General features: G+C 69.5%; 20 protein-coding genes, 1 tRNA gene and 2 pseudogenes. 7 read left to right on the top strand and 16 right to left on the bottom strand.

Annotation, left to right across the window (positions count from 1 at the left end):
* Positions 1-29: 29 nt before the first annotated feature.
* From bluB to LVQ62_RS01990, 3 genes are read left to right on the top strand one after another with little or no spacing between them, the layout of a single operon-like run.
* Positions 30-1,796 (top strand): 5,6-dimethylbenzimidazole synthase, encoded by a 1,767-nt coding sequence (bluB, locus tag LVQ62_RS02000; RefSeq protein WP_233764208.1) that lies wholly within the window; start codon positions 30-32, stop codon positions 1,794-1,796.
* Positions 1,793-2,863 carry a kynureninase gene (gene kynU, locus LVQ62_RS01995; RefSeq protein ID WP_233764207.1) on the top strand — a complete coding sequence of 357 codons (1,071 nt, stop codon included), beginning with the start codon at positions 1,793-1,795 and terminating at the stop codon, positions 2,861-2,863. The genes bluB and kynU overlap by 4 nt, the downstream gene beginning before the upstream one ends.
* Before the next feature lie 11 nt (positions 2,864-2,874).
* Positions 2,875-3,036, top strand: coding sequence for a hypothetical protein (locus LVQ62_RS01990; RefSeq protein ID WP_233764206.1), 162 nt, complete (start codon positions 2,875-2,877; stop codon positions 3,034-3,036).
* On the opposite strand, the gene cobF is transcribed toward LVQ62_RS01990, so the two are convergent.
* Positions 3,020-3,796, bottom strand: a complete 777-nt coding sequence (gene cobF / locus LVQ62_RS01985) for a precorrin-6A synthase (deacetylating) (RefSeq protein WP_233764205.1) — start codon at positions 3,794-3,796, stop codon at positions 3,020-3,022. The genes LVQ62_RS01990 and cobF overlap by 17 nt on opposite strands.
* A complete protein-coding gene (locus tag LVQ62_RS01980; RefSeq protein ID WP_233764204.1) occupies positions 3,793-5,232 on the bottom strand; it encodes a cobyric acid synthase in 1,440 nt (479 codons plus the stop codon). Before LVQ62_RS01980 ends, cobF begins: the two co-directional genes overlap by 4 nt.
* Positions 5,233-5,263: 31 nt before the next feature.
* On the opposite strand from LVQ62_RS01980, the gene LVQ62_RS01975 reads away from it, so the two are divergent.
* A complete protein-coding gene (locus LVQ62_RS01975; RefSeq protein WP_233764203.1) occupies positions 5,264-5,842 on the top strand; it encodes a histidine phosphatase family protein in 579 nt (192 codons plus the stop codon).
* Here the strand turns inward: LVQ62_RS01975 and LVQ62_RS17685 are convergent.
* The 3 genes and pseudogenes from LVQ62_RS17685 to corA form a co-directional block, all read right to left on the bottom strand.
* Positions 5,836-7,221 (bottom strand): SIP domain-containing protein, encoded by a 1,386-nt coding sequence (locus tag LVQ62_RS17685; RefSeq protein ID WP_370639660.1) that lies wholly within the window; start codon positions 7,219-7,221, stop codon positions 5,836-5,838. The two genes, LVQ62_RS01975 and LVQ62_RS17685, sit on opposite strands and share 7 nt — an antisense overlap.
* Before the next feature lie 118 nt (positions 7,222-7,339).
* Positions 7,340-9,159, bottom strand: a pseudogene (locus LVQ62_RS01960) (phosphoenolpyruvate carboxykinase (GTP)).
* A gap of 292 nt (positions 9,160-9,451) precedes the next feature.
* Positions 9,452-10,477: a magnesium/cobalt transporter CorA gene (gene corA, locus LVQ62_RS01955; RefSeq protein ID WP_233767608.1), complete on the bottom strand. Its 1,026-nt coding sequence runs from the start codon at positions 10,475-10,477 to the stop codon at positions 9,452-9,454.
* 195 nt (positions 10,478-10,672) lie between these two features.
* Here corA and LVQ62_RS01950 point away from each other — a divergent pair, with 195 nt between their 5' ends.
* Both LVQ62_RS01950 and LVQ62_RS01945 read left to right on the top strand, forming a co-directional pair.
* Positions 10,673-11,473, top strand: a complete 801-nt coding sequence (locus tag LVQ62_RS01950) for a DUF3105 domain-containing protein (RefSeq protein ID WP_233764202.1) — start codon at positions 10,673-10,675, stop codon at positions 11,471-11,473.
* Positions 11,474-11,492: 19 nt separating this feature from the next.
* The gene (locus tag LVQ62_RS01945; protein WP_233764201.1) at positions 11,493-12,368 is read left to right on the top strand and encodes a DUF3105 domain-containing protein; all 876 of its coding nucleotides are present in this window, start codon (positions 11,493-11,495) and stop codon (positions 12,366-12,368) included.
* A gap of 33 nt (positions 12,369-12,401) precedes the next feature.
* On the opposite strand, the gene LVQ62_RS01940 is transcribed toward LVQ62_RS01945, so the two are convergent.
* The 4 genes from LVQ62_RS01940 to LVQ62_RS01925 all read right to left on the bottom strand — a co-directional run bounded on the left by LVQ62_RS01940 (position 12,402) and on the right by LVQ62_RS01925 (position 16,826).
* Positions 12,402-14,762: a glycoside hydrolase family 65 protein gene (locus LVQ62_RS01940; RefSeq protein WP_208050905.1), complete on the bottom strand. Its 2,361-nt coding sequence runs from the start codon at positions 14,760-14,762 to the stop codon at positions 12,402-12,404.
* Complete coding sequence (locus tag LVQ62_RS01935; RefSeq protein ID WP_208050904.1) at positions 14,759-15,517, bottom strand: beta-phosphoglucomutase family hydrolase; 759 nt, start codon at positions 15,515-15,517, stop codon at positions 14,759-14,761. Before LVQ62_RS01935 ends, LVQ62_RS01940 begins: the two co-directional genes overlap by 4 nt.
* A gap of 209 nt (positions 15,518-15,726) precedes the next feature.
* Positions 15,727-16,584 carry a Clp protease N-terminal domain-containing protein gene (locus LVQ62_RS01930; protein WP_233764199.1) on the bottom strand — a complete coding sequence of 286 codons (858 nt, stop codon included), beginning with the start codon at positions 16,582-16,584 and terminating at the stop codon, positions 15,727-15,729.
* Positions 16,585-16,616: 32 nt separating this feature from the next.
* Positions 16,617-16,826, bottom strand: a complete 210-nt coding sequence (locus tag LVQ62_RS01925) for a helix-turn-helix domain-containing protein (RefSeq protein ID WP_179478511.1) — start codon at positions 16,824-16,826, stop codon at positions 16,617-16,619.
* A gap of 157 nt (positions 16,827-16,983) precedes the next feature.
* On the opposite strand from LVQ62_RS01925, the pseudogene LVQ62_RS01920 reads away from it, so the two are divergent.
* Positions 16,984-17,882: pseudogene (locus LVQ62_RS01920) on the top strand (NADP-dependent oxidoreductase).
* Between the two features lie 89 nt (positions 17,883-17,971).
* Here the strand turns inward: LVQ62_RS01920 and LVQ62_RS01915 are convergent.
* From LVQ62_RS01915 to upp, 7 genes are all read right to left on the bottom strand, one after another.
* A complete protein-coding gene (locus tag LVQ62_RS01915; RefSeq protein WP_233764192.1) occupies positions 17,972-19,696 on the bottom strand; it encodes an MFS transporter in 1,725 nt (574 codons plus the stop codon).
* Between the two features lie 423 nt (positions 19,697-20,119).
* Positions 20,120-20,192, bottom strand: a tRNA-Arg gene (locus LVQ62_RS01910).
* Between the two features lie 111 nt (positions 20,193-20,303).
* Positions 20,304-21,158, bottom strand: coding sequence for an SMP-30/gluconolactonase/LRE family protein (locus LVQ62_RS01905; protein WP_233764190.1), 855 nt, complete (start codon positions 21,156-21,158; stop codon positions 20,304-20,306).
* Positions 21,159-21,192: 34 nt separating this feature from the next.
* Positions 21,193-21,765: a peptide deformylase gene (def, locus tag LVQ62_RS01900; RefSeq protein ID WP_233764188.1), complete on the bottom strand. Its 573-nt coding sequence runs from the start codon at positions 21,763-21,765 to the stop codon at positions 21,193-21,195.
* A gap of 60 nt (positions 21,766-21,825) precedes the next feature.
* Positions 21,826-22,629 (bottom strand): PH domain-containing protein, encoded by an 804-nt coding sequence (locus LVQ62_RS01895; protein ID WP_233764184.1) that lies wholly within the window; start codon positions 22,627-22,629, stop codon positions 21,826-21,828.
* A 6-nt stretch (positions 22,630-22,635) separates the two neighbouring features.
* Entirely contained in the window at positions 22,636-22,809 is a 174-nt protein-coding gene (locus LVQ62_RS01890) for a hypothetical protein (protein WP_208050898.1), read from the bottom strand.
* Between the two features lie 137 nt (positions 22,810-22,946).
* Entirely contained in the window at positions 22,947-23,585 is a 639-nt protein-coding gene (gene upp, locus LVQ62_RS01885) for a uracil phosphoribosyltransferase (protein ID WP_233764182.1), read from the bottom strand.
* Positions 23,586-23,599: the final 14 nt, after the last annotated feature.

Below are 23,599 nucleotides of genomic sequence, written 5' to 3'. Positions count from 1 at the left end.
GCGAGAGGTGGCCGCGTCCCGTGCCGGTCGTGGGGGACACGACCAGCGCGCGGCGTCGCGGCGCCGACCCGACCGGATGGGCGATGGGCGCCGACGTCGCGGACGCGTTGCGCGATGTCATCGACGCCCGTCGCGACATCCGCCGCTACCGGCCCGACCCGGTCCCGGAAGAGCTGCTCACTGCCGTGCTGGAGGCGGGCCACCACGCTCCGAGCGTCGGGCACTCCCAGCCGTGGCGGTTCATGGTCGTGCGCGACCAGGCGACCCGCGACCGCGCCGCACACTTGGCCGATCGCGCCCGGCTGGCGCAGGCGTCGGATCTGACGCAGGACCGCGCCGCGCGGCTGCTCGACCTCAAGCTCGAGGGTCTGCGCGAGGCGCCGGTCGGCATCGTCGTGGCGTGCGACCGCCGTACGCCGGCCGTCGGCGTGCTCGGTCGCGCCACCTTCCCCGACACCGACCTGTGGTCCTGTGCCACCGCGATCGAGAACATGTGGCTCACCGCCCGCGCGCACGGTCTGGGGATGGGCTGGGTGACGCTCTTCGAGCCCACGGACCTCGTGATGCTGCTCGGCCTGCCCACCGGGGTGGAGACGCTGGGCTGGCTCTGCCTGGGCTGGCCCGACGAGCGGCCGACGTCGCCGGGGCTGGAGCGGGCCGCCTGGTCGCGGCGTACGCCGTTGCAGGACATCGTGATCCACGAGCGGTGGCCGTCGTCGGGCTCTCCGGACGCGCCGGTGTCGCACGTGCGCGGTCCGGCGCAGGACCGCCTGGTGACGTCGACCGACGCCGCCGATGAGCTGCTCTCGCCACCCGAGTCGCTGGGTCTGCTCGACCGGGTGCTCAACCGGGTGCAGGCACTCGCGCCCGGCGGTCTGTCCGGAGGCACCCTCGTGCTCGCCGCGGCGGACCACCCTGTCGCGGGGCTCGGCGTCAGCGCGTACCCCGCTCACGTGACCCACGACGTGGTGTCGGCCGCGCTGGCGGGCGGCTCGGTGGGCGCCGCGGCAGCGACCGCCGCAGGGTTGAGGTTGGTCGTCGTCGACGCGGGCGTCGACGGGGCTGCCATCGACGGCGCCGTGCCCTCACGTCCACTCGACGATCGCGGCGACCTGTGCACCACCGACGCACTGACAGCCGCCGACGTCGAGCGACTGCTCGAGGCCGGGCGTCGGATCGGCCGCTCCGCCGCGACCGACGGCCTGGTCGTGCTCGGCGAAGTGGGTGTCGGAAACACCACGCTCGCAGCGGCATTGGTCTGTGCGCTCATCGACGTCGATCCGCGGGACGCCGTCGGGCTCGGCGCCGGGTCGGACGCCGCGATCGTGGCGCGCAAGGCGGACGTCGTCGAGGCCGCGCTCACCCGCGCGCGGCCCGCGCTCGACGCGGCAGCCGACGCACCGTCGCACGCCCTTGCCGCCCTGCGGATGCTCGGCGGCCCCGAGCTCGCCGTCCTCACCGGTGTGGTGCTCGGTGCCGCGGATGCGGGAGCACCCGTGGTGCTCGACGGGCTCTGCGGATCGTTGCCCGGGCTGCTGGCGGTGCGACTCGAACCCTCCGTGCAGGCCTATCTCGTCGCGGGGCAGCAGTCCCGCGAACGCGCCCACGCGGCCGTGTTGCGCGAGCTCGGACTCGAGCCGCTCCTCACCCTGCGGCTGCGCGCGGGCGAGGGCGTCGGCGGCTGCCTCGCTGCATCGATGCTGTTGCAGGGGCTGAAGATCCGCAGTCTCGCCGCGCGTACCGTCGAGAATGTGCTCGATCCGCACCGATCCGACCTCGAAGGGACACCGCAGTGAGTTCGCTCGATCTGTCGCACTGTCAGGAGCTCGACCGCCAGGACCCGCTGGCCGCGGTACGCGACCGGTTCGTGCTGCCCGAGGGCGTCACCTACCTCGTCGGCAACTCTCTCGGAGCGATGTCCAAGGACGTGCCGGCCCGGGTGCAGGAGGTCGTGGCCACCGAGTGGGGCCAGGGGCTGGTCGGCAGCTGGAACACCGCCGGGTGGTTCGACAAGCCGCTGACCGTCGGCGATCGGCTCGCGCCGCTGATCGGTGCGGGGGACGGGCAGGTCGTCGTCGGCGACAGCACCTCGATCAACCTCTACAAGGCGGTCGGCGCCGCCCTGGGGATGCGGCCGGACCGGGCCGTGGTGCTGTCGGAGGCCGGCAGCTTCCCCACCGACCTCTACATGCTGCAGGGCATGACCGCGTGGACCGGTCGTCACCGGCTGGAGCTGATGGACGCCGACCGCGGCAACCTGCAGCAGATGCTCACCCCGGACGTCGCCGTCGTGGTGCTCAGTCACGTCGACTACCGCACGGGCGAGCTGCTGGACATGCAGGCGATCACCGAGCAGATCCACGCGGTGGGCGCGCTTGTGGTCTGGGACCTGTGCCACAGCATCGGCGTCATGCAGATGGATCTGGCCGGCTGCGATGCCGACTTCGCCATCGGCTGCACGTACAAGTACGTCAACGCCGGCCCCGGCGGTCCGGCGTTCGTCTACGTCGCACCGCGGCTGCAAGCGGAGGCGCAGCAACCTCTATCGGGATGGCACGGGCACAAGGCGCCGTTCGCCTTCGTCCCCGATTACGAGCCAGGAGAAGGGGTCTCGCGCTTCCGCATCAGCACTCCGCCGATCGTCTCCTACGCGCCGCTTGAGGTCAGTCTCGACATGTTCGCCGAGCTCGACATCGCACAGGTGCGGTGCAAGAGCGAGGCGCTGACCGGGCTGTTCATCGAACTGGTCGATCAGGAGTGCGCCGGCTTCGACCTGGAGGTCGTCACCCCCGGGACGCCGACCGACGCGGGAGTCAGGTCTCGCTGCGCCACCCGCGCGCCTACCAGGTGGTGCGGGCACTGATGGAGCGCGGCGTGCACGGCGACTTCCGCTCGCCTGACGTGCTGCGACTGGGGTTCGCGCCGCTCTACCTGCGCTTCGAGGACGTCTGGGACAGCGTCGTGGCCCTCCGCGCGGTGCTCGAGGGCGAGGAGTGGCGTTCCCACCCCGAGCCGCAGCTCACCGCGGTGACGTGAGCGCGTAGACGTCCATCACCCAGCCGTGCCGCTCGCGCAGAGCGGCACGCAGCGAGGTGATCTCGTCGATCACATCGGCGAGGCGCCCGGCCCGCAGCTCCTGCTGCGGCATGCCGACGTACGCGCCCCAGTGGATCTGCAGGTCGGGTGCGCGCGGCACGAGATCGCGGCACGTGAGGTGGCCGTCGAGCATCACCACGACCGTGCCGAGGCCCGGTGCCCACTCTGCGACAAGTCGACGTCCGGTGGTGATGTGCACCGGTTCGCCGATCTCGTGCAGCACGATGCCGTGCGCGGCCGCGAGGGCCTGGAAGGCAGAGATGCCGGGAATCACGTCGACGGACAGCGCCGTCCGCTCACCGATGCTGCGCACGACCCGGATCGTGGAGTCGTAGAACGCGGGGTCTCCCCAGACGAGGAAACCCACGACGGCTCCCTCCGGCAGCGCGTCGATCGTATCGGCGTACCTGTCGGCACGCGCGGCGTGCCAGTCACGGACCGCCTCGCCGTACGCCGCGTCGGCCCGGTCGGCGTCCACGCCGCGTGTCGGATCGGGCACCGTCACGAACCGGTACGGATGCGCGGGATCGATGAACCGCTCGCAGATCGCCTTGCGCAGCGCGACGAGTTCGTCGGTGGCAGAGCGCTTCTCGGCCACGAGGAAGACGTCGACCTCGTTCAGCGCGGCGATCGCCTGCTGAGTGAGGTGCTCGGGCGACCCGGCGCCGATGCCGACGACCTGCACCCGGCGCACGCTCATGCTCCCGCCTCTTGGGCGATCGCCAGCAGCCGGTCCAGATCGAGGGCCTCGGTCACGGCATCGGCGAGAGCGTCGATCTGCGCCTCACGTCGTGCGGCGAACGACGGCGCATCCGCGACCGGCGCCCATGACGAGCCGGCGGCCGCCGCCACCTCGGTCAGCCACGCACGCCGGAAGTCGTCGCCCTCCAGCGTGCCGTGCCAGATCGTGCCGTAGGTCGAACCTTCTCGCGTACCCCCGGGGAACGTGTCGGCCGCCGCCACGACGCCGTGGTGGATCTCGTATCCCTCGACCGGCCATCCCTGCCATGAACCACGGGATCGGGCCAGCACCTTCGACATCCCGAACGTCGTTGTCGCCGAGAGGAGTCCGAGGCCCGTCACCACTCCCGCCGCGGACTCGACCGGGTCGTCGATGGTCTCGCCCAGCATCTCGTAACCGCCGCACACCCCCAGCACGGGACGACCGTCCGCGACCCGCGCGGCGACCACGTCGGCGAGCCCTCGCGAGCGCAGCCAGCCCAGGTCCGACACCGTCGCGCGAGACCCCGGCAGCACCAGCAGGTGCGCGTCGCGGCACACCGCGGGATCGCCCGTCACGCGCACCCGTACCCCTGGCTCGGCAGCGAGCGCGTCGACGTCGGTGGCGTTGGAGGTGCGGGGAAACCGGACCACCGCGACGTCCAGGGTCGCGTTCGGATCCGCAGGCATCGAGCGGCCGACGGACAGCGCGTCCTCGGCGTCCAGCCACACGTCCTCCAGCCACGGGATGGTCCCGAGCCACGGCATCCCGGTGCGTTCGGTGACGACATCCAGGCCCGGCGCGAGCACCGACGCGTCACCGCGGAACTTGTTCACGACGTACCCCCGCAACAGCGTGCGGTCGGCGTCGTCCAGCAGCGCCCAGGTGCCGTACGTCGCGGCGAGCGCGCCACCACGGTCGATGTCGGTGACCACCACGGTGGGCAGGTCGAAGCGCCGTGCGAGACCCATGTTCGTGTAGTCGCCGGCACGCAGATTGACCTCGGCGGGCGACCCGGCGCCCTCGGACACGACCAGGTCGACCGAGTCCGCCAACTCGGCGTACGCCGCGAACGCCGCCTCGGCGAGATGCGCCCGGCCCGTCGCGTACTCACCCGCAGCGAGCTCACCGGCCGGCTGACCGCGCAGCACCACGAACGCGCGCCGGTCCGAGCCGGGTTTGAGCAGCACCGGGTTGTGCAGCGACGACGCCTCCACCCCGGCCGCCTGGGCCTGCAGATACTGCGCGCGCCCGATCTCGGCGCCGTCCACGCAGACCATCGAGTTGTTGGACATGTTCTGGCTCTTGAACGGCGCGACGCGCACCCCCGCGCGTGCCCATGCGCGGCACAGTCCCGTCACGACCAGGGACTTGCCGGCGTCCGAGCTCGTTCCCGCCACCAGCAGACCTGCCACGCTGGCCGACCTTACAGTTGCGGTTGTGCCGATGCCGACCGAGACCCTACGGGTGCACCTGGTGCGGCACGGGCAGTCGACCTGGAACCTTGCCCACCGGATCCAGGGTCAGACGGTCCACCCCGACCTCACCCCCCTCGGCCGGACGCAGGCGGCTGCCGCTGCGCAGACGCTCATGCGACGGGTGGACGGGCGCGTCGTGCTGTGGAGCAGCGACCTCGTACGCGCCGCCCGCACCGCTGAGCTCATCGGTCGCGCTCTGCGGGTGCCGGTGCAGTACGACGAGGCGCTGCGCGAGCAGCATCTCGGCACGATCGAGGGGCGCACGGTCGACCAGTTGCACCCGGAGCCCACGCCACCGGGCGAGCACGTGAGCGAGGTGCGGTGGGCCGGAGGCGAGAGCACGCAGGACGTCGCCGCACGGTTCCGCCGGTTCGCCGCACGTGAGCTGCGCGCCACCTCGCCGCGGGTGCGCGATCTGGTCATCGTGAGCCACGGCGACACCATCCGGGTGGCCCGCGCCGTCCTGACCGCTCGCACCCACCGCGATGTGCAGTGGGATCCCATCGAGAACGGCAGCGTGCACACCGTCGAGGTGCCGCGTCAGTGAATCGCCTCGCCGCGCTCGAACTGCTCCACGAACGCGGCGATCCGACGGGCCCGGGTCTCGGGTCGTTTCGCGTCGTTGACCCGGTAGTAGACCGCGAAGTGGTTGGTCCGGTTGAGCGTCGCGAAGAACGCCTCCGCCCGCGGGTTCGCGGCCAGCGCCTCGAGGAAGTCATCAGGCAGCTCGAAGTCGCTCTGGCCGGCGTACGCCGCGTCCCACCGACCGTTCGCCTTGGCCGCTTCCACAGCCGCGAGGCCGGTCGCGGTCATCCGACCCGCGGCCATCAGTGCCTCGGCCTTGCGTCGGTTGATCTGTGACCACGGGCTGCGCGCCCGGCGCGGTGAGAACGCGAGCCGGTAGCAGTCGTCGTCCAAGCGGCCCGCCTGCCCGTCGATCCAGCCGTGCATGAGCGCGAGCTCGACCAGCTCGTCGTACGTCGGGGTGGGCACCGACCCGCCCTTCTTGCCGATCGCGATGAAGACCGCGTCGGTGTCGTGCTGGTGCTCGGTGAACCAACGGAGCGCCTCCGCATGGTTCTTCAGCCGTACGAGGGGACGCTCGAGTGCCATGGCGTCAGCCGATCTGTCCGATGGGCTCGCGCTTCTCGGCCTGGAAGCGGTCCTCGGTGCGTCCGAACGCCCAGTAGCCCGACAGGCTGACCGACTCCCGGGGAGTGCCTGCTCGCGGAAGAGGATGTCCCGCAACGATTTCATCGACTCCCGCTCGCCGTGCGCGAAGACCTCGACGCCGTCGGTCGGCCAGTCGAGGGCACGTACGGCGTCCGGCAGCAGGGACCCCTCGCCGGGGGTGGCGCCGTCGCGGTGCAGCCACTGCACGGCGACTCCGGCCGGGGTCTGCGGTAGCAGCTCGTCGGCAGCCGCGTCGACCTCCACGACCACCTGTCCGCGGGCATCGGTCGGCAGTGCTTCGAGCGCGGCGCTGATCGCCGGTAGGGCCGAGTCGTCGCCGACCAGCAGGTACCAGGACGCCGTACCGCTCGGCCGGTAGCCGCTGCCCGGCCCGTTCGCGGCCACCAGATCACCGGGCTGCGCACGCATCGCCCACGGCGCCGCGATGCCCTGGTCGCCGTGCGTGACGAAGTCGATGCTGATGGTGCCGTCGGCGTGCCAGGTGCGGATCGTGTAGGTGCGCCGGACCGGCTGGTGCTCGCGCGGCAACTCGTCCAGGTCGTACGGCGGGACGAGGCCGAGGGCCGGGTCGGGGAAGAGCAGCTTGAGGTAGCTGTCGGTCGCGTCGGGGCGCTCGGCGGCCATCGCCCGGACGTCGGCTCCACCGAACCGCACGCGGACGACGTGCGGAGTGACCTGCTCGCGGGCGACGACTTCCAGGACGTGCTGGCGACGCGGCTTCTTCGGGCTCATAAGGCAACCCTAAGTCGCCCTACCGACATCGAGCGGAGTGGTCCGGCGTCGAGCTGCGGGGACGACACCCCCGCACTCGCGCGCGGACCACTCCGCTCGATGGAAGAACGACCTGCGACTACAGGCCGAGGCGGGCCTTCAGACCGTCCAGCTCGATCTGCAGCTGGGTCGGCAGCGTCTCGCCGAACTTGGCGAACCACTCCTCGATCTGGGGGATCTCGGCCTTCCACTCCTCCGGGTCGACCGCGAGCGCGGCCTCCAGCTCGGCGGCGGTCATGTCCAGGCCCTCGACGTCGAGCGACTCCGGGGTGGGCACGTGACCGATGGGGGTCTCGACCGCGGCGGCCTTGCCCTCCATGCGCTCGATGACCCACTTGAGCACGCGGGAGTTCTCCCCGAAGCCCGGCCAGAGAAAGCCACCGTCCTGGTCACGACGGAACCAGTTGACGTAGAAGATCTTCGGCAGCTTGGTGGCGTCGGCGTCCTTGCCGAGGTTGACCCAGTGCTGGAAGTAGTCGCCGGCGTTGTAGCCGATGAACGGCAGCATCGCCATCGGGTCGCGGCGTACGACGCCCACCTCGCCCTTGGCGGCCGCGGTGGTCTCGGACGACAGCGTGGCGCCCATGAACGTGCCGTGCAGCCAGTCGCGCGACTCGGTCACCAGCGGCACCGTGGTCTTGCGGCGGCCACCGAAGAGGATCGCCGAGATCGGCACGCCCTGCGGGTCGTTGTACTCGTCCGCGAGGATGTCGCACTGCTCGATCGGGGTGCAGTAGCGGCTGTTCGGGTGGCTGGACAGCTCGCCGGAGTCCGGCGTCCAGTCCTCGCCCTTCCAGGACGTCGCGTGCGCGGGCTCGTTCTCCAGGCCCTCCCACCACACGTCGCCGTCGTCCGTGAGCGCGACGTTGGTGAAGACCGAATTGCCCTTGTTGATGGTCGTCATCGCGTGCGGGTTGGTGTGCTCGTTGGTGCCCGGCGCGACACCGAAGAAGCCGAACTCGGGGTTGACGGCGTAGAGGCGCCCGTCCTTACCGAAGCGCATCCAGGCGATGTCGTCACCGAGGGTCTCCACTATCCAGCCGGGGATGGTTGGCTTGAGCATGGCCAGGTTGGTCTTGCCGCAGGCGCTGGGGAACGCGGCCGCGACGTAGTAGACCTGCTGCTCGGGCGAGACGAGCTTGAGGATCAGCATGTGCTCGGCCAGCCAGCCCTCGTCGCGCGCCATCGCCGAGGCGATCCGCAGCGAGTAGCACTTCTTGCCCAGCAGCGCGTTGCCGCCGTAGCCCGAGCCGTAGGACCAGATCGTGCGCTCCTCGGGGAACTGCACGATGTACTTCTCCTCGTTGCACGGCCACTTCACGTCCTGCTCGCCGTCGGCCAGGGGGGCGCCGAGCGAGTGCAGGGCGGGCACGTACTTGGCCGCGTCGCCAAGTTCTTCGATGCGGTCCAGGATCTTGGTGCCGCAGCGCGCCATCACGCGCATCGAGACCACGACGTACTCGCTGTCGGTGATCTCCACACCGAACATCGGGCTGTCGGCCTCGAGGTGACCCATGACGAACGGGATGACGTACATCGTGCGGCCCTTCATGCACCCCTGGTAGAGGCCGCGCATGAGGTCCTTCATCTGCTCCGGGTCCATCCAGTTGTTGGTGGGCCCCGCGTCCTTCTCGTCGCGGCTGCAGATGAAGGTGCGCTCCTCGACCCGTGCGACGTCCTCGGGGAGCTCGCCGCGTGGAAGGAGTTGGGCTTGATGTCCTCGTTGAGCCGGGTGAAGGTGCCGGCGGCGACGAGCTTGTCGGTCAGTTCGGTCCATTCGTCGGCGGAGCCGGTGACCCAGCGCACCTCGTCCGGGGTCGTCAGCGCAGCGACCTCGGCGACCCACCTCGCCAGTCCTGCGTGCGTCGTGCCGGACTTTTCGGGTGCGTCCAAAGTCATGTGACCGTCCTTCGTAGGTGTTCGTCGCGGTTCGTACACCGCATCGCACGGGGGCCATGGCGCGTCGACCGAGCGGTCGGGCTGCGCGGCGTCGTACGCCGGGCGGATGCGGTGCTGTCGAACGTAACCCGGCCCCGAGCGGGCCGCCCAACGGGCGAAGAGCGCTCAGATGTGACCCCCGTCACACGTTCGGTGACCTGTGTCGCTTTCCCGCGGGGGGTCTCGACGAAGCCGACGCAATGCACCGTCGAATCAACAAAATCCGACTTCTTCGGTCGGGGGAACAGGTCGGTTAGATCCAGTCGCGGCGACGGAAGACGATGTACATCGTGGTGCAGGTGAGCACCATCAGCCCGATGGCCATGGGGTATCCCCAGTACCAGTGCAATTCGGGCATCTTGTCGAAGTTCATTCCGTAGATGCCCGCGATCACGGTGGGGGCGAACAGGATCGCCGCCCACGAGGAGGCCGACTTGACCCGGTCGGACTGCTGGTTGGCCGTCTCCGCCAGCCGCGTCATCTTCTCGTTCTGGGTCTGCGCGACGAGGGTGGAGTTGAGCGACAGGATCGACATCAGCGTCTGCCGGAAGCCGTCGACGCGCTCCACGACCCCGGTCGCGTGGTCGGCGACGTCGCGCATGTTGCGGCGCAGCTCCTCGTCGACGCCGTACTTCTCGTGGCCCCTCTTCAGTGCTTCGAGGATGTCCAGCAGCGGCTTGGTCGCCCGCTGCAGCGCGAGCACCTCGCGGGACAGCTCGTAGATACGCCGTGACACCGCCGGGTCGGACTCGAAGACCTGCTCCTCGATCTCGTCGATGTCGTTCTCCAGACCGGCGATGACCGGGGCGTAACCGTCGACCACGAAGTCCAGGACCGCGTAGAGCACCGCCTCGGGCCCGAGGGCCATCAGGTGCGGGTCGTTGTCCATCCGCTTCCGGACCGGCGCGAGTCGCGGCTCGTCGGAGTGCCGGACGGTCACCACGAAGTCCGGTCCGATGAACAGGTGCAGCTCGCCGAGATGCACGGTCTCCGTGTCGTCGTCGTAGGTCGCCGGCCGGAGCACCACGAAGAGCGTGTCGTCGTAGCGCTCGATCTTGGGTCGCTGGTGCGCGACGATCGCGTCCTCGACGGCCAGCGGGTGCAGGTGGAAGATCTGCGCGACCTGCTCGATCTCCTCGGGCGCGGCGTTCGCGAGTCCCACCCATGCGACGGCCTGGTCGGGTTCGGCGAGCCGGTGCACGACGGCCCGGAAGCTGTGTGGATTCGCTTGGCGCACACCGTGCAGATAGATGGCGCGCTCGACGACGGTCCCCTCCACGCCCTCCGGATGCGACGTGCCGAGGGAGTTGCGGTCCGGCTGCAGGAACCGTTCTGGGGCGTCCTGCGGCGACACCGGTGGCGCATGATGCGCGGGCCGCGTGCGGATCCGGGACCTCCAGGTGGACACGGCCCGACTGTAGTGCGCGAGGCTGCGCGGCCGCCCGTACGGCGTTGCCCGTGCTTAGGGTGCGGTATGACCACGCATGCGCAGTCCACCCGCAGGACGCGGATCGCCGTCGTCGCCGGAGTGGTCGTGGTCGTGCTGGCGATCGCCGCGGCATTGGGCTGGTGGCTCACCCGTGACGATGGGCCCACCACGACGAGGCAGGTGCTGCCCAGCACGCCGACCGGCGTCCGCACGATCCAGGACCCGGTGCGGCTGGTGCGGGACACCTCCGGCATCCCGGGCGTGCTCGCGTGGGACCAGGCGCAGTACATGACCCTGGCGACCCAGGACGGGAAGGCCGTGCACCTGTCGCACGTCCGCGGCCCGGTGACCTACACGATGACGCCGCCCGCCGGTGGGCCGCACAACATCGTCTGGATGAACGCAGGTGTCTACACGAAACCGGTGCCCAGCGAGCGCGCCGTGCACAACATGGAGCACGGTGCCATCTGGATCACCTACGACCCGAAGCTGCCGAAGAGCACGGTCGCGAAGCTGGTCGCCTTCGTCGGGCGGCAGAGCCTGATCCCCGAGCCGAAGGGTCAGGGCGGCGTGAAGGTCTCCGGTCAGGCGAACCGCTTCATGGACCTGTCGCCGTGGGCCTCGAACTCGCTGCCCTCGCCGATCGTGCTGTCGTCGTGGGGGCACCAGTTGCGCGTGACCAGTGCCACCGACCCGCGGATGCAGCGCTTCGTCGACACCTTCCGGCACCGCAAGCCCTACAGCCCCGAGACCAACGAGCCGGTGGACGGCATACCGACCGGGACCGGGGGCGTCGCCGCGCGGTACGGCGGTGTGCAGCCCAACCCGTCGGGCACCAAGAACTGACCGACCTAGGATCGAGCACATGCCTGATCCCACGTCGACCGACCGCGCCGCCAAACTGGCGGCTCTGAAGAAGCAACAGAAGTCCCGCCCCGGGTGGCTGATCCCGGTGGTGATCGCGGTCGTGCTGATCGTCGTGATCGGTGGCGTCGCGACCTACTTGGGCACCCGCTCGAGCGGCAGCAGCGGTACGACATCGACGGGTGCATCCGGGGTGCCGAAGTACGGCAGGCAGGTGCTGCCGTCCGCGGTGACCGGTCAGACGACGACGCAGCCCAAACCGGCTCAGGTCAAGGACGACTCGGGCATCTCCGGGGTCCTCGCCTGGAATACCGCCGGCTACCCCGCGTCGGGCACCCCGAACTCGGGCACGGTCGGACACGACCACGTGCCCGGACCCGTGGCGTACGCCGTGACGCCGCCGATCGGCGGCCCGCACAACGCGACCTGGATGAATGCCGGCATCTACACCAAGCCGGTGCCCAACGAGCGCGCCGTGCACAACCTGGAGCACGGGGCGATTTGGATCACCTACGACCCCAAGCTGCCGACGTCCGAGGTGAATCAGCTGGTCGCGTTCGTGACGAAGCAGTCCCTCATCGCCGAACCGGCATTGGAGCAGCAGGGCATCAGCGGGCAGAAGAACCGCTACATCGACCTGACCCCGTGGGCCTCGAACTCGCTGCCGTCGCCGATCGTGCTGTCGTCGTGGGGTCACCAGCTGCGGGTGAGCAGCCCCACCGACCCGCGGATGCAGAAGTTCGTCGACACCTTCCGCAACAGCCAGAAGTACACCCCGGAGTACGGCTCGCCCGTCGACGGAGTGCCGACCGGCACCGGCGGGATCGCCGCCCTTGACGGCGGCACCGTGCCGAACCCGGGCGGTACCGCGAACTGAGTCGGTGACAGGGCGACACACATGGTCGCTCTGTCACTCGCTGGTGATGGGCTCCCGGCCGGCCGGTTGCGTCGGGCGGGGGGTCATCGGCTGCACCGGGGTGATGTCCCGGGTGACCGGTTCATCGGTGGTGAGCGTGAACATCTCGCCGTAGTGCGAGAGCTCGGTGTAGCCGTGCACGCCGTCCTCCAGCTCATAGACCGCGTGGTCGGGGTGCACGGTGACGCGCACCTTGCAACCGCGCCACCGGATCGCGAAAGCAAGTCGGGACAACCGTTTCGGCAACGCGGGCGCGAACGACAGCTTGCCGCCGTGGTCGCGCATCCCGCCGAAACCACACACCAGCGCCAGCCACGCACCCGCGAGCGACGCGACGTGCACGCCGTCTCCGGTGTTGTGCTCCAGGTCGCGCAGGTCCATCAGCGCGGCCTCGGTCAGGTAGTCGTGCGCAAGCTCCCGGTGACCCACCTCGGCGGCGATGACCGCCTGGGTGCACGCGGACAGGGATGAGTCGCGCACGGTGATCGCCTCGTAGTACGCGAAGGCCTTGGCCTTGTCCTCGAGGGTGAAGTTGTCGCCGCACCAGTGCATCGCGAGCATCAGGTCCGCCTGCTTGACGACCTGTTTGCGGTAGATGTCGAAGTAGGGATAGTTGAGCAGCAGCGGATAGTCGTTGTTGTTCGCCGTGCCCTTGAAGTCCCACACCTCGCGCTCAGTGCTGCCTCGATCCTGTTGGTACACACCGCGTTCGACGTCGTACGGCATGGCCATCGCCTCATCGGCGGCGCGCCAAGTGGCGATCTCGCGCTTCGTCACACCGAGGGCCAGGGCCTCCTGCGGCCAGCGTTCGGCGGTGTCGGCGGCGTAGCGGAAGTTCAGCGCCGCCATCAGGTTGGTGTAGGTGTTGTCGGCCACGACCGCGGAGTACTCGTCCGGGCCGGTGACGCCGTCGATGTGGAACTTGCCGTCGTCGCCGTGGTAGCCGAGGTCGGTCCACAGCCGGGCGGTCTCCACGAGCAGCTGCAGCGCCACGTCGCGGTCGAACTCCTCGTCCTGGGTCCAGAAGACGTACCGCGCGGCGGCCACTGAGATGTCGGCATTGATGTGAAACGCGGCCGTGCCCGCCGGCCAGTACGCCGAGCACTCCTGGCCTCGGATGGTGCGCCAGGGGAACGCCGCCCCGTGCAGCTTCAGCGTTGTGGCCCGCTCCGAGGCGAGGTCGATGATCGACTGGCGCCAGGTGAGGGCGTCGCGTGCCGCCAGGGGAGCGGTGGCGGTCAGCACCGGCAGGACGAACTGCTCGGTGTCCCAGAACGCGTGCCCGTCGTAACCAGGTCCGGTGAGGCCCTTGGCGAGGATCGCGCGGCCCTCGGCGCGGGCACCTGCCTGCAGCACGTGCCACAGGCCGAACCGCACTGCCTGCTGGACGGTCTCGTCGCCGTCGACCTGCACGTCGGCGCCGTCCCAGAACTCCTGGACATAGCCCTCCTGCTCCGCGACCAGCTGGTCCCAGCCGGTGTTCACGACCGCCGACAGTGCGCCGTCGACCTGGTCGCGCAACGCCGGAAGGGTGCGCTGAGAGGACCAGCCGTAGGCGACGAACTTCGTCAGGCCGAGCGTCTCGCCCGGGTCGAGGTGCGCACCGAGGGTCATCCGCGACCAGTCCGGCTGGATGAAGGTGTTGGGCTCGTAGTCGTGATCGCCGTGCAGCTCGTGGTCGCACGCGGCCGCCATCCTCAACCCGCTGCGCCGCGTGCTGTGGATCAGCTGCGCGCGGGTGACGCCGGCGAGGTGCTGCTCGGAGACCAGTGGGCGCTCGAGCGCGGCAGCCACCCGGGGGTCGGCCGAGGTCACCGGCAACTCCTCGTTGGCGACCATCTCGGACTGGATCACCACGCGTAGCGGTTTGTCGACGGCCTCGACCTGGTACCAGATCGCCAGGATGGAGCGCTGGGTGAAGGAGACCAGCCTCTTGGAGCGGACCCGGATGATGCGGCGCGCCGGTGACTCCCACAGCACGTCACGGGTGAGCACGCCCGTGCGCAGGTCGAGGGTGCGTTCGTGGTGGCGGATGGTGCCGTACCGCATGTCGAACGGCTCGTCGTCGACGAGCAGCCGGATCAGCTTGCCGTTGGTGACGTTGACGACCGTCTGTCCCGATTCGGGGTAGCCGTACCCCGCTTCGGCGTACGGCAGGGGCCGGGTCTCGAAGAAGGAGTTGAGGTAGGTGCCGGGCAGCCCGGCGGGATCGCCCTCGTCGAGGTTGCCGCGGACGCCGATGTGACCGTTGGCGAGCGCGAAGATCGACTCGGCCTGCGCGAAGTTGTCCGGTGCGATGCCGATCTCGCGGATCCTCCAGGGTTCGACGACGAAGCCCTCGTAGTCGGTGCTCACGCGGGTGCATCTCCATCGGTCGGCGTGGAATCCAGCAACTCGGACAGGTCCTTCACCACGACGGTCGCGCCGTGCTCGCGCAGCTCCTGCGCGTGGTCGACCCGGTCCACGCCGACGACGTAGCCGAAGTGGCCGGCCTTGCCCGCGGCAACGCCGGACGTCGCGTCCTCGAAGACGACGCACTGCGCCGGCGGCGCACCGGCGAGCTTCGCGCCGGCGAGGAAGGAATCGGGCGCCGGCTTGCCCTTGATGTGTTGTTGCGCAAGCGTCTTGCCGTCGATGCGACCTTCGACGTACTGCGCCAGACCGGTCACGTCGAGCACCATCTCGGTGTTGGCCGACGACGAGACGACGTACCGCTGCAGGCCTGCCGCCTGCGCCTGCTGCAGGTAGCGCCGCGACCCGTCGTAGACCTTCACGCCGTCGCGTTTGATGGCGACCTGCACGAGATCGTTCTTGCGGTTGCCGACCCCGTAGACCGTGTTCGCGTCGGGCGGGTCGTCCGGGCTGCCGTCGGGCAGGTCGATGTTGCGGGACTTCAGGAAGTCGCGGACGCCGTCTTCGCGCGGTTTGCCGTCGACGTAGTCGTTGTAGTCGCCGGCGATGTCGAACGGCGTGTAGCCGTCACCGTCGCGCGCCTTGAGCAACGCGTCGAACGTCTCCTTCCACGCCGTGCGGTGCACGCTCGCCGTGTCGGTGAGGACACCGTCCAGGTCGAAGAGACACGTGGTGATGTTCTCTGGCAAACCCAGCATGGTGGTCCTCCGCTCGCGGGGTCGTCAGATCCCGTCGCAGGCTACTGCCGCGAAGCCTCTCGGAGCGGGCGACCCGCAGCAGAGTCAGAACACAGGTACCCGTGGTGCAGGAGATGAACCTGCACCACGGGCGGGAGGTGTGTCGTCGGACGTGCGACAGGTCGGCCCCCCGTCACCTTCGTGACGGCGGACCGACCTGTCGGGCGGGCTCAGGCGGCGGGCTCGGCCGCCAGTCGCTCGTGCAGCTGGGTGCGCAGCCGGTCCACGTCCGTCATGGCGGACACCATCGCCCGGGTCGCCGGATCGTCGGAGTGCAGGATGGCGAGCACGATGTGCTCGGCGCGGAACATCGCGTGGAACTGTGTGCGACCGGACTGCCGGTCGTCGTCCTGCGCCGTGGCGCGCGCCTCCTGTGCCTGCGCCCGCAGGTCGCGGAAGATGCGCACGGTCGCCTCCGACGGGCGCGGCCCGCGGCCGAACCGGCGGCTCTGCGGACCCCGGCGCCCGCGGCCACGTGGACCGCCGAACGGGTTGAACTCCTGGAACTCCGGGAAGTCCGCGAACCATTCCGAATTCGGGAAGCGCCCGAACCCGCCGAAGCCGGGACCGTTCGGCGGCATGCCCGGACCGGGGCCGCGACGGGGGCGATCCTCGTCGCGGCGGCCGCGACGGTCGTCCCGCTCGGCGCGCTCGCGGCGACGGCCCCAAGCGCGGGTGATGTCCTCACCGAAAGCCTCGCCCACTGCCTCGGTCACCTTGTCCAGGTCGATGCCGATCGAGGCGAGGGCGTCGCGGTCGTCGTCCAGGTTCGCGGTCTGCGGACCATCGTCGTCGCTGTCGTTGTCAGGATTACTTGCTTCCCCGCTGTGCTGGGCGGTGAGGATGTCCCTCGCAGCCGGATAGGTGAGTCCGTGCTCGGCGAGCAACGGCGCCACGGGGGAGCGCAGGTTGGTCGTGAGCCCGAGCAGGATGTGGTCGGGGCCGACCTCGGAGTGTCCGAGCTCCCCTGCCACGTCGTGGGCCTGCATCATGGCGATGCCGACATCAGAGTTTCGTAGGTTAAACATGTTGTGCTCCTTCAAAATCGGTGGAAAGCAGCTCAACTCCGAGCGTGCTTCTGATGGACGGCCTGGCGGCTGACGTGCAAGACGTCGGCGATCGCCTGCCAGCTCCAGCCCTGGTCCCGCGCATTGCGCACCTGCACCTCTTCCAGTCGATCGGCCAGCGTCCGCAATGCGCGGATCGCGGCCAGACCTTGTGCCGGATTGGTGCTTGCGGCCGCGGCGGCCGGGTCCTGAGTCGTGTCCATGCGTCAACTAAACATGACACCGACGCGTCTGTCAATAATTATTGACGAAAGATTCTCGACCTGGCTCGAGGGGGGACTAACGAAAGGTGACCGGAGGTTGCACCGGGGGAGCGCTCCGCGGTCCACAGTGGTGCGCCGCGACAGGAGGAGCAATGCGATGAAAGCTGTTCAGTTCTCCGAGTACGGCGGCCCTGAAGTCCTTTCGGTCACCGAGGTCGACGATCCGCACGCAGGGCCGGGGCAGATCCGGATCGCGACGCGAGCTGCGGGGGTGAACGCCATGGACTGGAAGATGCGCGAGGGCTACATGAAGGACCTGATGCCTCTGCAGTTGCCCGCCGGATCCGGGGCGGACGCGGCCGGCGTGGTCGACGAGGTGGGCGAGGGCGTCGAAGGCGTCGCGGTGGGCGATGCGGTGTTCGGCTCCGGGGCGAGCGCGTACGCCGAGCGGGTGGTGCTCGATCACTGGGCCGCGAAGCCGCAGGGGCTGTCGTTCGAGGAGGCGGCGGGCTACCCCGTCCCCGTCGAGACGGCGCTGCGCATCCTGCGGGAGGTGGGCATCCAGACCGGCCAGACGCTCCTGGTGAGCGGCGCGTCCGGGGGTGTCGGCTCATCGGTCGTCCAGTTCGCGGTCGACCGGGGTATCACGGTGATCGCCACGGCCGGCGAGAAGAACCAGGATTATCTGCGCGGGCTCGGTGCGACGGCGACCACGTACGGCGACGGCCTCGTCGAGCGGGTGCGCGCCCTCGCGCCGGACGGGGTCGACGCGGCCCTCGACATCGCGGGCTCCGGGGTGATCGACGAGCTGATCGAGCTCACCGGCGACCCGCAGAAGGTGCTGTCCATCGCCGACTTCGGCGCGGGTGAGAAGGGCGCGAAGGTCTCCACGTCCGGCTCCGCCCAGGAGGCGGCGTACGCCGAGGCGGCGCAGCTGTTCGAGGCGGGGAAGTTCAGCCTTCCCGTCGAGCAGACGTTCACGATGGAGCAGGCCGCCGACGCCCAGGACGCCAGCCGGGCCGGACATGGAAAGGCCGGTCCGTCATCACGGTGTGACGACGAACCGGCCTCTTCAGGCGCTCCGCGGGGTGATCATCGGGGTCCCCGCGAAGTGTCGGAGCCAGCGGAGAACTTCGTGGGGTATCTCAGGTGGTGCGAGCCCCTTCGAGCTTGGCCATCTCGGCCTGCACGAACTCCTCGTGCCGGGCGGCGTCCTCGCGCGCCTTCCGCGGGCTCCACCGGCCGACCATGAGGAAGACGAACGGGATGAAGATCAGATCGGCCAGCGCGCAGATCAACCACCAGCGCTTCCACTGACCGGGGCTGTCCTTCGCCGCCTTCTGCACCTTGCCGGCGTTCTTCTGCAGGTACGCCGAGTCGGCGGCCTTGATGGGGTGCGCGCCCAGGTACTTCAACTGGGTCACGGCGTCCGCCGGCGACTTCGCGGCCCCGGACTTCACCAGGTCGCCCACGGCGGCCGCCCCGGCACTCGCTGACGTCGGATTCTTCTCCAGCGCAGCCAGATTGGCCGGGGTGATGCCGTTCACCGTCCCCAGCTGCGTCTTGTACTCCGCCGCCAGCTCCTGCACCTTGGCGCCCTTGTCGACCAGGACCGAGGTCGCCGGGAGCGCCGCGCCGAACCCGATCAGCGTCAGACACACGATGATGCGCAGTGTCCAGCCCCACGTCGCGAGACCGGTCGCCGTGGCGGCCGGGTTGTGCTTCTCGACGGTCTCGGTGAAGGAGGCCATCCACGCGCAGTAGGTCATGCCCTGCGAGGCGCTGATGATGATGAGCAGAGTGCGGAAGGTCTCGTACGACGTGCCCGACGAGGTCGCCTTCATGGCGAAGACGACCAGGGCGATGACGCTGATGACCGAGCCGACGATCATCAGCGGCTTGCGCACGCCCAGCTTGTCTGAGATGAACCCGGCGACCACCAGGGCGATGGCGTTGGGCAGCCAGTACCAGTTGGCCAGCGAGTTGGCGCGCTCGGGCGTGTAGCCGAAGATCGTCGCGAAGTAGACGACGAAGAAGCCGACCGCGATGTAGTAGAAGATCAGGAAGATGCTGATCGCGAACGCCGATCCGACGACGTCCAGCTTCATCATCTGACGCCACTGACCCTGGTGCACCTGCGTCTCGTCGACGTCGGCCGCGCGCGCCTCGATCAGCTGACGGTCACGCATCGAGACCATCAGCTGGTCGCGCAGGCCGGGGGACAGCTCGCGCAGGAAGAGCAGCGCGATGACCGCCACGACCAGCCCGACGATGCCGCAGACGTAGAACTGGAACTGCCAGTCCGGGTGCGATCCCAGCGTGTGGCTGGAGACCTCGGTGACCATCAGGGAGCCGAGCACCGGGCCGAGGGTCCAGAAACCCATGGCGGACGCTCGTCCGAGCTGGGGGGAGAAGTCGCGGATCAGTGCCGGGGTGGCCACCAGGATCATGCCCTCGACCAGGGAGAGCACGGCGAACTCGAGCAGATAGACGGTGCCGTTCGGCGCATGGGGCAGCGCGAAGGTGACGAGCAGTCCGGTAAGGAAGAGCCCGACCACCACCAGATTGGCCCGGCCCCACCGGTCGGCGAGACCCGCCGCGAGCGAGCCGAACGCACCCACCAGGTTGCCGATCACCGAGATGAAGACGAACTGGTTGAAACTGATGTTGAAGCTGGTGATGATCTGCGTCGCTACGGCGCCCGGGATGTAGAGCTCGTAGTAGAGGACGACCGTCGCGGCCACCGTGATCGCGAGGTAGGCGATCCGCTGCCCGGTAGCGGGGTATTTGGCCAACTGACGGTGCACGAGGGGGTTGCCGGTGCGGGGTGCCGAGCGTGCGGCGGGGGATGCTGCGCTGGACGAGGCCATGGGAGCCCTATCTGTCGAGGTGTGAGCCACCTCACAGTCCGCGCAAACCCGTTGACTGTCAAGCACATCGAGGTCACGGTTCGGTGTAGCGTCGTCCGTAGGCATCGGAAAGTGACCGCAAGGTCGATAACCCACTGGGCTGCCGTACGCGCGTGCAGGTAAGTGACCGCCGTGCCGATACCCCACCTGGCTGCCGCCAGCTGGCGTAGGAAAGTGACCGCGCGGCCGATACCCCACGCACCGAGCCACGCAGCGGAAGCCCACCGGAGCAATCCTGGTCCGAAGCCGGTGGAAACGCCAGCCGCCCGAACCCGCCGCCCGGCGCAGGAAAGTGACCGCACGGCCGCTTGCGGCGCACGAAAAGAAACGGCCCCGACCGGCGTGCTCACGCCATCGGGGCCGTTCTACTGTCTCAACACAGCGTGCACCCGGAGAGATTCGAACTCCCAACCTTCTGATCCGTAGTCAGATGCTCTATCCGTTGAGCTACGGGTGCTGGTGTGGGCGCGTCAGGACGGCCCGTTCACCGGAGAGGTACGTTACCTGCTCGCTCTCGACAGCGGAAATCGGCGGCCCGCCGACCACCCATCGGCGTACGCCGGATGCCTCAGCCCGCGAACGGCCGGGCAGGGAGGCCGCCGATGCCGGGCTCGCAGGCGAACACCGCTCCGGCCAGGGGCTGTTCACCGTCGGGCACGTTCTCCCTGGTCGTGGTGATGTAGAGCGTGCGCAGCCCGTCGCCGCCGAAGGTGCAGGCGGTGACGTTGGTCACCGGCAAGTCGACGACATGGTCGAGTTCACCCTCGGGGGAGTAGCGATGCACCGCTGAGCCGCCGTAGAGCGCGACCCAGACCCCGCCCTGCTCGTCGACGCAGAGTCCGTCGGGGTCGCCGGCCACGTCGTCCGGCAGCGTGACGAACGGTCGGCGGTCGGCGATGCCGTCCGGCGACCAGTCGAAGGTCCACACGATGCGAGTGGGGGTGTCGTTGTGGAAGCCCGTGTCGCCCAGACCCGTCCAGCCGATCCCGTTGGACACCGTGAGGCCGGTGAGCACCTGGGAGGCGAGCCCACCCGAGGTGAGCAGGTAGAGCGAGGCCGCGCCGGGCGTCTGGTCGTAGGCCATGGTGCCGCAGTAGAAGTTGCCCATCGGGTCGCAACCGCCATCGTTGAAGCGGATGCCCGGGTCGTTCCACAGCGGCTGCATCTGCTGGACGTCGGACAGGTCCGGTGCGGTCGCGAGGGCGAAGCCGCGCTCGGTGGCGATGATCGCTCCGCCGGATCCTCGCGGTCGCAGCGCGGCCGCGACCTTGCCGACGTGCACCCGGTCGACGCCGCCGTCGGGGCGCGGCGACAGGACGTCGCCGGCGAGCATGTCGACGTACTTCAGCCCGCCCCAGTCGACGTCCCAGCAGGGCCCTTCGGCGTGGAAGGCGTGCGGTGCGGAGATCTCCTGGGCGCGCATGCCCGCACCCTATGCCGGACCGTTGCGGTACCGGTCAGACGTCCTCGGCTTCTTGCTGCAGCGGATCCCACTTGGTGATCCGCGCGGACTCCCACCCGCGGGACTTGACCGCGTCGCGGGCCTGCGTGCGGTACGTCGGGGTGAGGCGCTCGACGTAGAGCTTGCCGTCCAGGTGGTCGGTCTCGTGCTGCAGGCAACGCGCCAGCGTGCCGCCCTGCGCCTCGACGACGACCTCGTTGCCGTCCAGGTCGGTGCCGGTGACCCGCGCCCAGTCCGAGCGCGCGGTGGGGAAGTGCTCGCCGGGCACCGAGAGGCAGCCCTCGAGCTCGCCCGGGTCCGGATCGCCCGGAGGCACGGTGCCCTTCTCCAGCACCGGGTTGATCACGACGCCGCGCTGGACCACGTCGTCGTCAGCGGCGCAGTCGTAGACGAAGATCCGCAGCCGCACCCCGACCTGATTGGCAGCGAGCCCCGCGCCGTCCGCTGCCTCCAGGGTGTCGAACATGTCGGTCACCAGCTCGCGCACGTCGTCGGTGACCTCCCGGACGCGCCGGGTCGGCTGATGCAGCGCCTTGTGCCCGATGATCGTGATCGGCCGGACCGCCATACCTGGTTCACTCCTGCGGGTTGCTGCATCGCTGCGCGGATCGTTGCAGCGAGGAGTGTTTCACGGCCGGTCGTCGTCCGTGCGCGGGTCATGGCGCGGCCGGACGCGCTGGGGCGGCGGCGCGTCCTCGCGGCTGACCGACCAGCTCGCCTCCGGATCGTGGGACAACACGGTCGCGGCGCGTACGACGCGGCGACGGTTCGCGCCGTAGTCCGGGGGTGGCCGGTCCTCGAAACCGGAGGATACGGGCCGGCGTACGGGCACCGGGATGCCGTACGGATCGGTCGCATCGACCGGGTCGAGCCGGTCGAGTGAGCGATGGTGGTGCTGCGGCTCGTTGCTGTCCTCGTCGACCGACTCCTCCTCGCCGAAGATCTCGGCGCAGATGGAGCGGTAGTGCAGGTCGGCGTCGGGGATGTAGTCGATCTGCCGCAGCGCCTGGTCCTGTCCCGCGCTCTCCATGACGAAGGTGCCGTAACCGAGGAACCGCGCGGACACCGACTGGTTGAACGACATGTCGGTGACCTTCGCCAGCGGCATCATCGCCACCTTGCGCGACACCAGGCCGTAGGTCAGCAGCAGGCGCCGGTCTGTCGCGACGAACCAGTCGTGGCGCCACAGCAGCAGTTGGACCAGGCAGTAGACCAACAGTGCCAGCCAGAGCCACCACGCGAGGTCGGAGACCAGCCCGGCACTCGCCGGAGTGACCAGCGCGATCGCCACGACGAGCAGCAGTCCGACCACCGTGCCGGCGACGACCCCGGCCACTCGGGACCAGTGCTGGTGGACCGCCACCACCATCCGCTCACCGTCGAGCAGATAGCGCCCCATCGCCCGTTCGGCGCCCGACGCGACCCCGTCCATGTGCGATCAGGAGTGCAGGATGTCGTGGTAGAAGTCGCCGATGTGCTGCACGCCGGACTGCAGGATGCTCCAGATGTTGTGCACGATGCCGGCCGAGTGGTGCGGGTCGGTGAAGATCGCGTAGAGGAGGAAGACGAAGACCGCCCAAATGACGATCTTTTTCACCTTGTCGGTGGCCATCGGTCCTCCGGAAGTGCGTGGGTGCCGACGGGACGTGCGGCACGATTCATGAGCCAGTGTGACAGGAGTGACGCGTGTGACGACATCGTCTGCCGCCGCCGGGAGTGTCGCGACCAGCGCTCAGGTGGTCGCGGGGCTCAGACCACGCCGTACAGCCGGTCGCCCGCGTCGCCGAGGCCCGGCACGATGTAGCCCTTCTCGTTGAGCCGTTCGTCGATGGCGCCGGTGACCAGCGTGACCGGCACGTCCAGCTCGCGCAGCTGGTCGTCGAGGGCCTCGATACCCTCCGGCGCGCACAGCAGGGTGACCGCCGTGATGTCGTCGGCGCCCCGGTCGACCAGGTACTGGATCGACATGGCGAGGGTGCCGCCGGTCGCGAGCATCGGGTCGAGCACGTAGCACTGCCGACCGGACAGGTCGTCCGGCAGCCGGTTGGCGTAGGTGATGGCCTCGAGGGTCTCCTCGTTGCGCTGCATCCCGAGGAAGCCCACCTCGGCGCTCGGCAGCAGCCGCACCATCCCCTCCAGCATGCCGAGCCCGGCACGCAGGATCGGCACGACCAGCGGCTTCGGCGTCGACAGCTTGATGCCGGTAGCGGGGGAGACCGGGGTGTTGATCTCGAACGGTTCCACGCGCACCGAGCGGGTCGCCTCGTACGCGAGCAGCGTCACCAGCTCCTCGGTGAGCCGGCGGAACGTCGGGCTGTCCGTACGCGCGTCGCGCAGATACGTCAGCTTGTGCGCGATGAGCGGGTGATTGGCGACCTGGACACGCATGGCCCAGACTCTAC

The sequence above is a fragment of the Allobranchiibius sp. GilTou73 genome, from assembly GCF_021391335.1.
In the GTDB taxonomy this organism is placed as follows: domain Bacteria; phylum Actinomycetota; class Actinomycetes; order Actinomycetales; family Dermatophilaceae; genus Allobranchiibius; species Allobranchiibius huperziae.
The sequence above is the reverse complement of the archived record's forward strand: the minus strand, read 5'-3'. Positions and strand labels throughout refer to the sequence as shown.

Coding starts and splice junctions, on each gene's coding strand:
- cobF (WP_233764205.1), bottom strand. CDS start 3,796: ATGAGCGTGCGCCGGGTGCAGGTCGTCGGCATCGGCGCCGGGTCGCCC.
- LVQ62_RS01975 (WP_233764203.1), top strand. CDS start 5,264: ATGCCGACCGAGACCCTACGGGTGCACCTGGTGCGGCACGGGCAGTCG.
- LVQ62_RS17685 (WP_370639660.1), bottom strand. CDS start 7,221: ATGAGCCCGAAGAAGCCGCGTCGCCAGCACGTCCTGGAAGTCGTCGCC.
- LVQ62_RS01950 (WP_233764202.1), top strand. CDS start 10,673: ATGACCACGCATGCGCAGTCCACCCGCAGGACGCGGATCGCCGTCGTC.
- LVQ62_RS01945 (WP_233764201.1), top strand. CDS start 11,493: ATGCCTGATCCCACGTCGACCGACCGCGCCGCCAAACTGGCGGCTCTG.
- LVQ62_RS01935 (WP_208050904.1), bottom strand. CDS start 15,517: ATGCTGGGTTTGCCAGAGAACATCACCACGTGTCTCTTCGACCTGGAC.
- LVQ62_RS01930 (WP_233764199.1), bottom strand. CDS start 16,584: ATGTTTAACCTACGAAACTCTGATGTCGGCATCGCCATGATGCAGGCC.
- LVQ62_RS01925 (WP_179478511.1), bottom strand. CDS start 16,826: ATGGACACGACTCAGGACCCGGCCGCCGCGGCCGCAAGCACCAATCCG.
- LVQ62_RS01915 (WP_233764192.1), bottom strand. CDS start 19,696: ATGGCCTCGTCCAGCGCAGCATCCCCCGCCGCACGCTCGGCACCCCGC.
- LVQ62_RS01905 (WP_233764190.1), bottom strand. CDS start 21,158: ATGCGCGCCCAGGAGATCTCCGCACCGCACGCCTTCCACGCCGAAGGG.
- def (WP_233764188.1), bottom strand. CDS start 21,765: ATGGCGGTCCGGCCGATCACGATCATCGGGCACAAGGCGCTGCATCAG.
- LVQ62_RS01895 (WP_233764184.1), bottom strand. CDS start 22,629: ATGGACGGGGTCGCGTCGGGCGCCGAACGGGCGATGGGGCGCTATCTG.
- LVQ62_RS01890 (WP_208050898.1), bottom strand. CDS start 22,809: ATGGCCACCGACAAGGTGAAAAAGATCGTCATTTGGGCGGTCTTCGTC.
- upp (WP_233764182.1), bottom strand. CDS start 23,585: ATGCGTGTCCAGGTCGCCAATCACCCGCTCATCGCGCACAAGCTGACG.